The following is a 12,544-nucleotide window of genomic DNA, read 5'->3' on the forward strand; positions in this document are numbered from 1 at the left end:
AGCACCGAGCAAAGACTGCAGACGGTCCCTACAAAAGCAGAAGGGCGCGAATCGCTTCGCGCCCTTCTGGTTCGCACGGTCGTGAAACCGTGACTGATCTATTACTTGCCGCCCGGAGCAGGACCGGCCGCGGTCGGACCCGTGCTGACCAAGGTCACGTCGAAGATCAACGTGGCATTCGGCGGCATCGGCGGCTGCGGCTCGGCACCGTAGGCCAGCGACGACGGAATGAACAGCTTGTAATGACCGCCAATCTGCATCAGCTGTAGACCTTCGCGGAAGCCCGGAATCACGCCAGCCAGCGGGATCTTGGCCGCACCCGGCGGATTGTGCTTCGCAGAAGCATCAAACACCGTACCGTCGACAAAGGTACCGGTGTAGTTGATCTCAACCGTATCGTTCGGACCCGGACGGGCACCCGTACCCTGGCTGATCACCTGGTACTGCAGGCCCGAGGCCGTGCTCTTCACGCCAGGAGCGGTCTTGTTCTTGGCCAGGAAAGCGTCGCCTTCGGCCTTGTTCTTGGCGCCGAGCTTGGTCATCTCAGCCTGGTACTTGGCCTGGATCTTCGCCATGAAAGCGTCGTGCACCTGCTTGGCTTCGGCATCGCTCATGGTCGGCTTCTGGCCAGACAGGGCGGCCTTGACTGCATTCGCCACGGCATTCGGGTCCAGTTCGTCGCGCATGATCGGCGGAACCTGGGAAGCAATTTCCCAACCCACTACGTAGCTGGCCTTGGCTTTGTCGACGGTACCGGCAGCGGCGCCGGCCGTCTGGGCGGACACGCCCGCCGTCATGCCCAGCGCAACGGCCATCGCGACCGCCGTCAGCGTGGGACGCAGAAAATGCTTCATTCGTAACTCCCTCAGGTTTGGATATGCCGGCATTGCCGACCGGAGCGCCCCCCCTATGGAGGCAGGCCTCGCATTGTGCGGTGCTTGTCCGGTCTTGGCAACGATTCAGGGTTCTGACCGTCATCCGGCAGAAAGGTTCACCTCCCGTCATCGCGGCCTGATCGGTCAACCGGTGCCGTGTCCGGGAGACCCCGGCTTGTCTAGCGTTTCCTTCAACGCGGCCTGCAAACGCGCGTGCATCTTCACCAGGCTACGCCACAATATGACAGCCAGCACCACGCCGAGCACCACCAGTGACAACGCGATACCGCGCGGCGGCAGGATCGCCGAGCCCAGTGCGCTGACAAGCAACGCCAGTGCCAGCAAGGTGACCAGCGGGATGATACGGGCCAGCACGTTGCGGATGGCTTGGGTGTACGAACCGGCAAACCGTTCGCGTATGCCGATCTCGGCCAGCAGCATGCCCAGCGCTTCGGCCTTGCGATATATCGCGATCAGCATCGGCAGCGACAGGAACAGCGCACACGCCCAGATCAGCGTGTGGCGCAGATCACGATCAATGCCGAAAATCGAGAACCAGTTCCAGTTGTGTGCATTGACGTAGGCACCCATCGTGAACAACGTCACCACCAACAGGATGTTGATCGCGATATGCCACAGCAGTCGCCGGAAAATGGCGGCGATCGCCGCGTTCTCGTTGACCGGTTTGAGATTTTCCAGCCAGCCGCTGTAGCTGCCCGCGAGCAACTTCACCGAACGCGGGGTCACCCGGCTCAGGCCATTCGCGAGTCCGCCGGCCGAGCGGGTCAGATACGGCGATGCCGCCATGCACAGCACCGACACCGCTACTGCAATCGGATAGATAAAAGGACTGATCACGTGGAGCGACAGCCCCAGCGTGGCGATCACGAACGAGAATTCACCGATCTGCGCCATGCCCAGACCCGAGCGCAACGCGGTGCGTGCGTCGTGACCGACCACGAAGATGCCCAGACTGCACACCAGCGTCTTGCCGACAATGACCACCGCCGCGATGAGCAACGCCGGCAGCGCGTATTGCAGCAGCATGGCAGGGTCGATCTTCAAGCCGATGGCCACGAAGAACAGCGCCGCGAACATGTCACGCAATGGCTCGACCAGATGCAGCACGCGCCCCACGCTGCGCGATTCGGCCACTACCGCTCCCGCCAGAAAAGCGCCCAGTGCCACGCTGAAACCCATCCAGGCCGCCAGCAGGCTGGCGCCGAAACAGATGCCCAACACGCTGACCAGCAGTGTTTCGTCGCGATCGAAACCGGCCACGTAATCCACCAGCCGCGGCAGCAGCAGCAGGCCGAGAATCATCCCGACAACCACAAAAAGCCCCAGATGACCGATCAGCGTGAACGCCGCTTCCGCCTGCACCGAGCCGCCGATCGCCACCGCGGTAAGCAGCGTGAGCATGAGGATGGCCAGCACGTCCTCGGCGACCAGCAACCCCACCACCAGATGGGCAAACGGCTGCCGCCGCTGCCCTCCCTCGGTCAGCGTGCGCGTGGCCACCATGGTCGAGGACAGCGAGATGATCGCGCCCAGAAACAACGCGTCCATGCCGGTCCAGCCAAACAGCCCACCGAGGCCATAGCCGATCCACAACATCAAACCGACCTCGCCCACCGCCACCACCAATACGCCGATGCCAACCTCACGCAACTTGCGTAGGCTGAACTCCAGGCCCAGCGTGAACATCAGCAGCACGACACCAAGATTGGAGATGTCATCAATCGCACGCGGATCGTCCACCAGCATGCCCGGCGTATGCGGCCCGATCAGCACACCGGCGAGGATGTAACCCAGCAGTACCGGTTGGCGCAGGCGCTGGAACAGGATCGTGGTGGCGCCGGCCACGATCATCACCACCGCCAGATCGCGGATGAAACCGATTTCGTGCATGCACCGACTCTTCATCTACGCAAGTCACTGCAGCTTAAACGAACCACGGACAACTGCCGCCGGCCGATGACCTGGTGGCACGAACCGGGGCCGATTCCTTGCGTCATCCACCGTGAAAAAAAGCTTGACGGATATCGGGTCCGACCCTATTCTTCTCGGCTTCCAGCGGCGGGGCCATAGCTCAGCTGGGAGAGCGCCTGCATGGCATGCAGGAGGTCGGCGGTTCGATCCCGCCTGGCTCCACCAACTTGAATTGTCCCCATCGTCTAGAGGCCTAGGACATCACCCTTTCACGGTGGCGACCGGGGTTCGAATCCCCGTGGGGACGCCAAGTTGGCTCGCAAAGCTGGAAAAGAAATGTGGAGCGGTAGTTCAGTTGGTTAGAATGCTGGCCTGTCACGCCGGAGGTCGCGGGTTCGAGTCCCGTCCGCTCCGCCACTACGAAACGGAAAGCCCGCCTTGTGCGGGTTTTTTGTTGCCTGTCGTTTCGTCATCGCCCATGCGGTAAGCAGGTCAATCCTCGCGCTCCAGCGTACCGATGGAATGCCCCTGCTCGACCAGATACTCCAGCCAGCGCGACAGAAATCCGTTCATGCGCAGGCGATGCTGGAACACGGTATGGGCCGGCGGAAACGGCCCCAGCACCTGCCATAGGTGTCGTCCGGGATGACAATGCAGTGCTTCGGCCACATGCGCGTCGGTGTACATGCGCAACTGCGCCGACGGCGCGCGCTGACCCGTGTGCGCATCGACGAAGTCGTAGGTGAGTTCCAGCTCCAGCGTATACGGATGGCATTCCTGCACGTGCAGATGCACCGCCAGCCCATCATCGACATCCGAAACGTAGCGACCCGGAGCGAGCTGCTGTGGCGCGAACAGCCGAGTCAGCCGGTGATAGTTCTCCGCATACAGCCCCATCAGGAACTCGAAGCGTCCCGGCAGCAGGCTATTGCGATTGTCCAGTACGGCACTCATGAAAAGTGTGGCGACTCCAGTGGTAATCAGAACATGGTCCGCTCGATGCCGAAGCGGTCGAAGATCTTGCTGGCGATCTCCTCGATCGACACATGCGTGGTGTTGAGGCTGGGAATACCGGCCTGGCGCATCAGCCGATCGGCCTGTTCCAGCTCCCAACGGCATTGTTGCAAGGTCGCATAGCGGCTTCCGGCACGACGCTGTTCGCGAATCTGCGCCAGCCGCTGCGGATCGATGGTCAACCCGAACAGCCGATCCCGGTACGGGCGCAGACGTGCAGGCAGTTCGAGTTTCTCGAGGTCATCGTCGGTCAGCGGATAGTTGGCGGCACTGACGCCGTAATGCAAGGCCATGTAGAGGCAAGTGGGCGTCTTGCCCGAACGCGACACGCCGACCAGGATCAAGTCGGCATCAGCGTAATTCACGTCGATGCCATCGTCGTGCGATAGCGCGTAATTGGTCGCGTTGATGCGCGCCTCGTACTTGTCGAAGTCCACCATGCCATGCGAACGATTGACTGCGCCGGAACGCTTGGCGCCCAGTTCGTCTTCCAGCGGACCGATGAACGGTGCGAACACATCCAGCATCAACGCCCCACTGCTGGCCACGATCTCGCACAGCGCACGCTCGGCCATGGTGTTGACAACGATGGGCCGCTGGGCGCTTTGCGCGTAGTGCGTCTTGATGCGCAACGCGGCCGCCTCTGCCTTCTGCGCGTTATCGGTGAACGGCAGCCGGTGCTTGTCGAACTGCACGCCCTCGAATTGCGCCAGGATGCTGTTGCCGATCGTCTCCGCGGTAATACCAGTGGAGTCTGAGATGAAGAAAACCGTGCGCTGCATACCGTATCCCGATCGCGTAGGTGCGTTTGTTCGCACCTTAACCCAAGCGGAAAACGCTGTCGCCGATTGACTGCCGGCTGACTGGTATGCCGTTGGAATGTGATCTGGAGTCAATGGTCTTCTTGTGCTGCGCACCATCGGCAGCGGACAATACCAGTCCTTTGCAGCCCGCTTCCGGCCTGCCTGCCGCACCCATACCTTTATCCCACTGAATGCTCTTGAGGAGACACCCTTGAACGATCTGGTGCTTTGGCTCGACCAACTGCGCATGACTGACCTGGGCAAGGTTGGCGGCAAGAACGCCTCGCTCGGCGAAATGATCGGCAATCTCGCCAAGCTTGGTGTGTCCGTGCCGGGCGGCTTTGCCACCACCGCCGATGCGTTCCAGCAATACCTGGAAAAGAGCGGCCTGGCCAAGCGCATCCAGGAACGCCTGGCTTCGCTCGACGTCGATGACGTCGATACGCTGGTGGCGGCAGGCAAGCAGATCCGTGGCTGGATCGTCGACACCGCCCTGCCCGACGAACTCGAGCAGGCGATCCGCGCGGCCTATATCAAGCTGTGCAAGGACGCCGGTGCCGACGACATCGCCGTCGCCGTGCGCTCCTCGGCCACCGCCGAGGATCTTCCGGACGCCTCGTTCGCGGGCCAGCAGGAAACCTTCCTCAACGTGGTCGGCATCGACGACGTGCTGCACAAGGTGAAGGAAGTCTTCGCCTCGCTGTACAACGATCGCGCGATCGCCTATCGCGTGCACCAGGGCTTCAAGCACGAAGACGTATTCCTCTCCGCCGGCGTGCAGCTGATGGTGCGCTCGGACGTGGGTGCGTCGGGTGTGCTGTTCACGCTGGACACCGAGTCCGGCTTCCGCGACGTGGTCTTCGTGACCGGCAGTTACGGCCTGGGCGAAATGGTCGTGCAAGGTGCGGTGAATCCCGACGAGTTCTACGTATTCAAGCCCACCTTGAACGCCGGCAAGCCCGCCGTACTGCGCCGCAACCTCGGCGCCAAGCAACTGCGCATGGTCTATTCCAGCGCTCCCGGCGAACGCGTCAAGACCGAGGACACGCCCGCCGAACTGCGCAACCGGTTCTGCATCAACGACGAGGACGTGCAAGAGCTGGCGCGCCAGTCGCTGATCATCGAAAAACATTACGACCGCCCGATGGATATCGAGTGGGCGAAAGATGGCCATACCGGCAAGATCTACATCGTGCAGGCGCGCCCGGAGACGGTGAAATCGCGCTCGCATACCACCCAGCTCGAACGCTTCCACCTCAGCGAGAAAGGCAAGGTGCTGGCCGAAGGCCGTTCGATCGGCCAGAAGATCGGCGCCGGCAAGGCCCGCGTGATCCGCTCGCTGAGCGACATGAACAAGGTGCAGCCGGGCGACGTGCTGATCGCCGACATGACCGATCCCGACTGGGAGCCGGTGATGAAGCGTGCTTCGGCGATCGTCACCAACCGCGGCGGCCGCACCTGCCATGCGGCGATCATCGCGCGCGAGCTGGGTGTACCTGCCGTGGTCGGCACCGGCAATGCGCTAGAGCTGATCCCCGATGGCGCCGAGGTCACCGTTTCCTGCGCCGAAGGCGACACCGGCACGATCTACGAAGGCATTCTGAAGTTCGAACGCGTCACCGCCGATCTGGGCGATATGCCCGAGGCGCCGCTGAAAATCATGATGAATGTGGCGAACCCGGAGCGCGCGTTCGACTTCGGCATGTTGCCCAACGCCGGCATCGGCCTGGCCCGCCTGGAGATGATCATCGCCAGCCACATCGGCGTGCATCCGAAGGCATTGCTCGAGTACGCCAAGCAGGACGCCGAGACCAAGGCGAAGATCGACGAGCGCATCGCCGGCTATGCCGATCCGGTGAGCTTCTATGTGGATCGCCTCGCCGAAGGCATCGCTACCATCGCCGCCTCGGTCTACCCGAAGCCGGTGATCGTGCGCTTGTCGGATTTCAAGTCAAACGAATACGCCGGCCTGCTGGGCGGCTCGCGCTACGAGCCGCACGAAGAAAACCCGATGATCGGCTTCCGTGGCGCCAGCCGCTACGTCGACCCGAGCTTCGCCGAGGCGTTCGGACTGGAGTGCAAGGCGGTCAAGCACGTACGCGAAGTGATGGGCCTGGACAATGTCTGGGTGATGATCCCGTTCGTGCGCACCCTGGGTGAAGGCCGCAAAGTGATCGAGGTGCTGGCGAAGAACGGACTCAAACAGGGCGAACACGACCTGAAAGTCATCATGATGTGCGAGGTGCCCTCCAACGCCTTGCTCGCCGATGAGTTCCTCGACATCTTCGACGGCTTCTCGATCGGCTCCAACGACCTGACCCAGCTCACTCTCGGTCTCGATCGCGACTCCAGCATCGTCGCTGGCCTGTTCGATGAACGCGATCCGGCGGTGAAGAAGCTGCTGTCGATGGCGATCAAGACGGCTCGCGCCAAGGGCAAGTACATCGGCATTTGCGGCCAGGGTCCGTCCGATCACCCCGATCTGGCCGAATGGTTGATGGACCAGGGCATCGAGTCGGTGTCGCTGAACCCGGATACCGTCGTCGACACCTGGCTGCGGCTGGCGAAGAAAAAGGCTGGATGAGCCGCCCATCCGGTCGAAGCTGGCGTATGTCCTGCATGCTTGTCACGACCGGAAGCACCGCGTAAACTTGCCGGCTCGCGTTGACCATGCGAACCCCTTCGGAGAGGTGGCAGAGTGGTCGAATGTACCTGACTCGAAATCAGGCGTACGTGTAAGCGTACCGTGGGTTCGAATCCCACCCTCTCCGCCAGAAAAGCAAAACGCCCCCTCGCGGGGCGTTTTGCTTTTCTGGCGGAGAGGGTGGCGTGGACGAACCCTCCCGGGTTCGACAAATTCGTCCGGAACGAATTTGGACAGCCGCAGGCTGGCCCCGCAGCGCAGCGGAGGGGTTCGGCCCAAGGATGGGCCGAACAATCCATTGAAACGTCCAAACACCTCGAGGTCCCACTGAGAACCTCTTTTTGCATTAGCAACTTTCCCCCACGATTCTTTTGCGCCCATCCCCCACATCCGGCATGCTGCACCCATTCGCCTCACCAGACCCGCCATGATCGAATTCGGACACGGAACCCATGTCGGCCTGCGCCGCACGCGCAATGAAGACACCTATTACGCTGATGCGTCACTCGGCCTGTTTCTGGTGGCCGACGGCATGGGCGGTCATCAGCACGGCGAAGTGGCGTCGGCGCTGGTGCGTGACGCGGTGGTCGATCTGGTCACCCGCGGGCGCAGCCTGATCGAGGCGGTGCACGGCGCAGCCGAGCAACTGCTTGCGCATGCCCGGCACACCGCCGACGACCTGCCGATGGGTACCACTATCGCCGTACTGCGGACCGCCAGCGACAGCTACGAGGTCGCCTGGGTGGGTGACAGCCGTATCTACATGTGGAAGCAGGAATTACGGCAGATCAGCCACGACCATTCGCTGGTCCAGGCGCTGGTCGAGGCCGGCCAATTGGATCCGGCGCAGGCCTCGAAGCATCCGCAACGCAACGTGCTGACGCAGGCACTGGGCGTGACGGCTCCCGAACAACTGCATATCGGCATGGCGCGCGGCTCGCTGGAGCCCGACATGGGCTTTCTGTTGTGCAGCGACGGATTGACCGAAGACGTCAACGACACGGTGATCGCAGGCACAGTGGCGCGTACCGACCTGGCTGCACAGGAATGTGTCGATCAACTGCTGCTGAGTGCGCTCGACGGCGGTGGCGACGACAACATCAGCGTGATCATCGTACGCTCCTGCTGAGTCTTGCCCGCGGCGGCATGGCTCCTCAGCCCGGTCGACGCCACACACTCCGGCCATCCGCGTTCTTGTCCAGCGCATCCAGGCAGCGTTCGTGCTGCAACAGCTCCTCTGGCGATGCACGCAGCACGAATGGACGCGTGTGCATGACCACCGGCGCAATCACTGCCACCGCATTGACTTGCCCGGCGGCGCCTTCAAAGCCCAAGTCGAACGCCACTTGCCCCGAGGTCATCGCCAGATAGACGTCGGCCAGCAACTGGGCGTCGATCAGACCGCCATGCAGATCACGCCGTGAGTTGTCCACGCCGAGCCGTTTGCACAGCGCGTCCAGGCTGTTACGTTGGCCAGGATAGCGTTCGCGCGCCATCGCCAGGGTATCCAGCACACTGCAACGGTCGCCGATGCGACCAGCGCCGTTATCCAGCCGCGCCAGTTCGGCATCCAGGAATCCGATGTCGAAACTGGCGTTGTGGATGATCAGTTCCGCACCGTCGATGAAGGCGAGGAACTCCTCTACTACCTCGGCGAAACGCGGCTTGTCGAGCAGGAATTCGTCCTCGATACCGGTCACCAGCCGGGCACCTTCGTCGATCGCCCGGTCCGGGTTGAGATAAGTCTGATAATGCCGGCCGGTGAGCCTGCGCTCGACCATCTCGACGCAGGCGATTTCCACCAGCCGATGGCCCTGGCGGACTTCCAGACCGGTGGTTTCGGTATCGAGAACGATCTGCCTCATATCCCGGCCTTCATCAGCTCGGCCTGTTCGCGCGCAGCCACATCGACCCGTTCGTTCTCGATGTGGCCGTTGTGGCCCTTCACCCATTTCCAGCGCACCTGGTGGGTGCTGACCGCCTCGGACAGACGTTGCCACAGGTCCTGATTCTTGACCGGCTTCTTGTCTGCAGTACGCCAGCCATTGGCGCGCCACTTCGGCACCCACTGCTCGATGCCCTGCATCACATAGCGCGAGTCGGTGATGAGCATCACTTGGCAGGGCCGTTTCAATGCCTCGAGCGCGCCGATCGCCGCCATCAATTCCATCCGATTGTTGGTGGTGGCGGGATCGCCGCCCACAACCATGCGTTCACTGCCCTTGGCACGCAACAGCGCGGCCCAGCCGCCCGGGCCCGGATTGCCCAGACAGGCACCGTCGGTAAATGCTTCCACTTCGCTCATCGTTGCTCACGTATTCCATTGAAAGTCACAGTGCCGAACTGCGCCGCGCACCCGGCGATAGTTGACTGTTGGGCGGCACGCGTACCGGCACCGGCTTCAGTCGCAGCGGCGTGGCCATGCGTCGGCGCTTGCGCGCGATCAGCACATAGCCGCCCCCAAGCGGGTTGGCCGCCGTCACATGCGGCTGCGTCAGGCCGGGCCACAGGCGGCCGACCCGCTGCACCCGCTCGACCTCCATCCCGTCCTGCTGCAGGAGGTGTCCCAGCCGCAGCGGCGTCTGCAATGCCCGCAACTTGCTGCGGGCGCGCCAGCAGAACCACGGTGCCCATCCACTGATCGGATGCACCCCGGTCAGCGCAAGTACGCCGCCCGGCGCCAGAATGCGAACGGCTTCTGCAAGCAGGGCAGATGCGCTCGGCGCCACTTCCAGCACGTGCCGCAGCAGCACCAGCTCGAACGCGTCATCGAGGAACGGCAGCGGCTCATCCGCCGCCGCCCGCAGATCACCCCGATAGCTGCCGTCCTTCAGGTGCAATGTGGTCCAGGAACCGAGCATCGGCAACGCTGGCGGCGCATCGTCGCCGGAAGCAGCCAGCAACAACGCATGCGTACCGAAGCAGCGCTGCAGCTCGGGCGTCAACACGCGCGTCTGCTCATCCAGCAATCGGCGCAACGGCGCACTGGCATAGATGTCGTTATCGCGTTGATGCATGCCCTACCCGCTCTTTATCTATGCTCAGAGTGTAATGGCTGCGAGCCATCGGCAGCAGATCACAGGCCAGACGGAACTGTCGCACGCGGCTGAACAGTCCGTTGCCGGGTTAACGCTCTTCTAACGAGCGGCCGGCGAAGCCACTTTATAGTCCATCGCTTCACGCGCGCCCCGGATGGCAGCGTCCGTCGTTGAGCCGGGAAATAGTGCCCGACCTGTCGGCTGTTCCTCGAACGCAGCGGAGCTCGTCTTGCATCTCATACCGTTACCGGCGCTGGCCGACAACTACATCTGGCTGCTGCACGACGACGATGGCAACGCCATCGTGGTCGATCCGGGCGATGCCGCCGTCGTCGAGCACGCGCTGACTGCGCGGCGATTGGCATTGCGGGCGATCCTGCTGACCCACCATCACCCCGATCACATCGGTGGCGCTGCGGCGCTGCGTGCGCAGCATGGTGTCCCGGTATATGCGCCCGTGGATGAACGCATCGCCGAGGCGACCGAACAGGTGCGCGATGGCGACTGGATCGAACTAGCGTTGCCGCATGTCCGCTTCCAAGTGCTCGCGATTCCCGGCCACACCCTCAGCCACATTGCCTACGTCGGGGCTGGCCTGCTGCTGTGTGGCGACACCTTGTTCAGTCTAGGCTGTGGTCGGCTGTTCGAAGGCACGCCAGCCCAGATGCTTGCCTCGCTGGACCGATTGTCGATGCTGCCGGGGGAAACATGGGTGTGCGGCGGCCACGAATACACCGAGGCCAACGGACGTTTCGCGCGCACCATCGAACCGGCCAATCCCGAGCTGCAGCAGCGGCTACAGGATGTTGCCGAATTGCGCGCCCGGCACCGACCCACCTTGCCGGTGGCGCTCGCCGGTGAACTGGCGACCAACCCCTTCCTGCGTGTCGACACCGATGCGGTTGCCGAGTGGTGCCGGCGGCAAGGCGTTGGCACCGACCGCGTTGCGCGCTTTGCAGCGGTGCGCGCAGCCAAGGATGGATTCCACGGATGAGAAAACATTTCCGACCCTTACCGCTGCTGCTGCCGCTCCTGTTGGCCGCGTGCGTGGGCGCGCCGACACGCTCACCACACCAGCCGGCCATCAAGCCACCGACGACCGTGCTCACCACTCCCGGGATACAGGTCGCGCCTCCCATCGATAAGCCATCGGTGCCGCCGTCGGCCGATGTGTGGGATCAGTTGCGTAGCAGTTTTGCCATGGCCGACTGCGATGCCGATCCATCGGTGCAAGCCTGGGCCAGACGTTACACGCAGAACCCGAAACAGTTCGAAGATCAACTGCAGGAAGCGCTGCCACGACTGATCTACGTGCAACAGGTCGCGGCACAATACGACGTCGCCGGTGAGTTCGTGTTGCTGCCCTGGGTGGAAAGTCATTTCCAGTCGCTTCCCATCCGCCGGCGTCAACCGGCCGGCATGTGGCAGATCATGCCGGTCACCGCGGGAGCGATGGGGCTGCGCGTCGATGGCCACTACGACGGTCGTCTCGATGTTCCTGCCGCCGCCCACGCCGTGATGAAGCTGCTCAAGCAGTATCACGATCAATTTCATGACTGGCGAGTGGCTGACTATGCCTACAATGCCGGCGAATTCTCGGTGCGAAAAATCATCCAGAAACACGGCATGCCCGCGGATGAACCGGTGATTCCGAAGTGGCCGGTTCGAAACGTGACCCGCGAGCATCTCACCAAACTGCTGGCCATGGCCTGTGTGGTGCGCGAGCCGGCTCGCTTCAACGTCAGCCTGCCCACGCTGGCGGACGAAGAGCACCTGGTGCAGGTGAAAATTACCCAGTCGATGCCGATCGCGCGAGCCGCCGATCATGCCGGTATGTCAGTGGGTACGCTGAAGAATCTCAATGCAGCGTTCCGCAATGACATGATCGATGCCGACGCCGCTTCGTATCTGATGTTGCCGGTCAGTCACGCCCAGCAATTCCGCAACGCCTTGCTGGAGCAGCCACAGACAACCGCCAACGACGATCGTCGCAACAGCGGTACCAGCAAAATGACTGTCACCTCTGTGCCGGTCGCAAAAGTGCAGCAGAAGACCCATACCGTCCGGCGAGGAGACAGCCTGTGGCAGATCGCCCGCGATTACTCGGTGGATGTCACCCAGCTGCGGAGCTGGAACCATTTGAACGGAAACACGCTCAAGCTTGGCCAGATGCTGCAGGTGAGTGGCGCCGCGGACTGACCGATATCTAAACCAAGCCGACTCGCATCGCCCAAAAAG

11 protein-coding genes and 4 tRNA genes are annotated in these 12,544 nt (G+C 62.6%); 8 read left to right on the forward strand and 7 right to left on the reverse strand.

The features are described 5' to 3' along the window. Positions 1 to 101 precede the first annotated feature (101 nt). Positions 102 to 854, reverse strand: a complete 753-nt coding sequence (locus BUA26_RS00220; protein ID WP_072756958.1) for an FKBP-type peptidyl-prolyl cis-trans isomerase — start codon at positions 852 to 854, stop codon at positions 102 to 104. Between the two features lie 165 nt (positions 855 to 1,019). Continuing rightward, positions 1,020 to 2,786, reverse strand: a complete 1,767-nt coding sequence (locus tag BUA26_RS00225) for a cation:proton antiporter (RefSeq protein WP_072756959.1) — start codon at positions 2,784 to 2,786, stop codon at positions 1,020 to 1,022. Positions 2,787 to 2,956: 170 nt separating this feature from the next. Between BUA26_RS00225 and BUA26_RS00230 the strand changes: the two genes are divergently transcribed. The 3 genes from BUA26_RS00230 (at position 2,957) to BUA26_RS00240 (ending at position 3,224) form a co-directional block, all read left to right on the forward strand. Beyond that, positions 2,957 to 3,032 (forward strand) — tRNA-Ala (locus tag BUA26_RS00230). A 9-nt stretch (positions 3,033 to 3,041) separates the two neighbouring features. Then, positions 3,042 to 3,117, forward strand: a tRNA-Glu gene (locus tag BUA26_RS00235). A 30-nt stretch (positions 3,118 to 3,147) separates the two neighbouring features. Then, positions 3,148 to 3,224: transfer RNA gene (locus tag BUA26_RS00240), tRNA-Asp, on the forward strand. A gap of 75 nt (positions 3,225 to 3,299) precedes the next feature. Here BUA26_RS00240 and BUA26_RS00245 read toward each other — a convergent pair. Together BUA26_RS00245 and BUA26_RS00250 are read right to left on the reverse strand one after the other, a co-directional pair. Continuing rightward, positions 3,300 to 3,761: a DUF1249 domain-containing protein gene (locus tag BUA26_RS00245; RefSeq protein WP_072756960.1), complete on the reverse strand. Its 462-nt coding sequence runs from the start codon at positions 3,759 to 3,761 to the stop codon at positions 3,300 to 3,302. Between the two features lie 26 nt (positions 3,762 to 3,787). Beyond that, complete coding sequence (locus tag BUA26_RS00250) at positions 3,788 to 4,603, reverse strand: posphoenolpyruvate synthetase regulatory kinase/phosphorylase PpsR (RefSeq protein ID WP_072756961.1); 816 nt, start codon at positions 4,601 to 4,603, stop codon at positions 3,788 to 3,790. Positions 4,604 to 4,835: 232 nt separating this feature from the next. Here BUA26_RS00250 and ppsA point away from each other — a divergent pair, with 232 nt between their 5' ends. From ppsA to BUA26_RS00265, 3 genes are all read left to right on the forward strand, one after another. After that, complete coding sequence (ppsA, locus tag BUA26_RS00255; RefSeq protein WP_072756962.1) at positions 4,836 to 7,208, forward strand: phosphoenolpyruvate synthase; 2,373 nt, start codon at positions 4,836 to 4,838, stop codon at positions 7,206 to 7,208. Positions 7,209 to 7,308: 100 nt separating this feature from the next. Beyond that, positions 7,309 to 7,398 (forward strand) — tRNA-Ser (locus BUA26_RS00260). 297 nt (positions 7,399 to 7,695) lie between these two features. Further along, positions 7,696 to 8,397 carry a PP2C family protein-serine/threonine phosphatase gene (locus BUA26_RS00265; RefSeq protein WP_072756963.1) on the forward strand — a complete coding sequence of 234 codons (702 nt, stop codon included), beginning with the start codon at positions 7,696 to 7,698 and terminating at the stop codon, positions 8,395 to 8,397. A 25-nt stretch (positions 8,398 to 8,422) separates the two neighbouring features. On the opposite strand, the gene dnaQ is transcribed toward BUA26_RS00265, so the two are convergent. The 3 genes from dnaQ to BUA26_RS00280 are packed head-to-tail and all read right to left on the reverse strand — an operon-like array spanning position 8,423 to position 10,285. Beyond that, on the reverse strand, positions 8,423 to 9,133 hold the full coding sequence (gene dnaQ / locus BUA26_RS00270; RefSeq protein ID WP_072756964.1) for a DNA polymerase III subunit epsilon: 711 nt from the start codon (positions 9,131 to 9,133) through the stop codon (positions 8,423 to 8,425). Continuing rightward, a complete protein-coding gene (gene rnhA, locus BUA26_RS00275) occupies positions 9,130 to 9,573 on the reverse strand; it encodes a ribonuclease HI (RefSeq protein WP_072756965.1) in 444 nt (147 codons plus the stop codon). The genes dnaQ and rnhA overlap by 4 nt, the downstream gene beginning before the upstream one ends. A 25-nt stretch (positions 9,574 to 9,598) precedes the next feature. Then, positions 9,599 to 10,285, reverse strand: coding sequence for a methyltransferase domain-containing protein (locus tag BUA26_RS00280; RefSeq protein WP_072756966.1), 687 nt, complete (start codon positions 10,283 to 10,285; stop codon positions 9,599 to 9,601). Positions 10,286 to 10,535: 250 nt separating this feature from the next. Here BUA26_RS00280 and gloB point away from each other — a divergent pair, with 250 nt between their 5' ends. Then, on the forward strand, positions 10,536 to 11,300 hold the full coding sequence (gene gloB, locus BUA26_RS00285) for a hydroxyacylglutathione hydrolase (protein ID WP_072756967.1): 765 nt from the start codon (positions 10,536 to 10,538) through the stop codon (positions 11,298 to 11,300). Then, positions 11,297 to 12,505 (forward strand): transglycosylase SLT domain-containing protein, encoded by a 1,209-nt coding sequence (locus BUA26_RS00290; RefSeq protein ID WP_343124216.1) that lies wholly within the window; start codon positions 11,297 to 11,299, stop codon positions 12,503 to 12,505. Before gloB ends, BUA26_RS00290 begins: the two co-directional genes overlap by 4 nt. Positions 12,506 to 12,544: the final 39 nt, after the last annotated feature.

Origin of the sequence: Rhodanobacter sp. OK091, assembly GCF_900142825.1 — a bacterium.
GTDB lineage: Bacteria > Pseudomonadota > Gammaproteobacteria > Xanthomonadales > Rhodanobacteraceae > Rhodanobacter.

Excerpts from the sequence above, each read along its gene's own strand:
- BUA26_RS00265 (WP_072756963.1), top strand. The coding sequence starts at position 7,696 with ATGATCGAATTCGGACACGGAACCCATGTCGGCCTGCGCCGCACGCGC.
- BUA26_RS00225 (WP_072756959.1), bottom strand. The coding sequence starts at position 2,786 with ATGCACGAAATCGGTTTCATCCGCGATCTGGCGGTGGTGATGATCGTG.
- rnhA (WP_072756965.1), bottom strand. The coding sequence starts at position 9,573 with ATGAGCGAAGTGGAAGCATTTACCGACGGTGCCTGTCTGGGCAATCCG.
- BUA26_RS00220 (WP_072756958.1), bottom strand. The coding sequence starts at position 854 with ATGAAGCATTTTCTGCGTCCCACGCTGACGGCGGTCGCGATGGCCGTT.
- BUA26_RS00245 (WP_072756960.1), bottom strand. The coding sequence starts at position 3,761 with ATGAGTGCCGTACTGGACAATCGCAATAGCCTGCTGCCGGGACGCTTC.
- BUA26_RS00250 (WP_072756961.1), bottom strand. The coding sequence starts at position 4,603 with ATGCAGCGCACGGTTTTCTTCATCTCAGACTCCACTGGTATTACCGCG.
- BUA26_RS00280 (WP_072756966.1), bottom strand. The coding sequence starts at position 10,285 with ATGCATCAACGCGATAACGACATCTATGCCAGTGCGCCGTTGCGCCGA.
- BUA26_RS00290 (WP_343124216.1), top strand. The coding sequence starts at position 11,297 with ATGAGAAAACATTTCCGACCCTTACCGCTGCTGCTGCCGCTCCTGTTG.
- dnaQ (WP_072756964.1), bottom strand. The coding sequence starts at position 9,133 with ATGAGGCAGATCGTTCTCGATACCGAAACCACCGGTCTGGAAGTCCGC.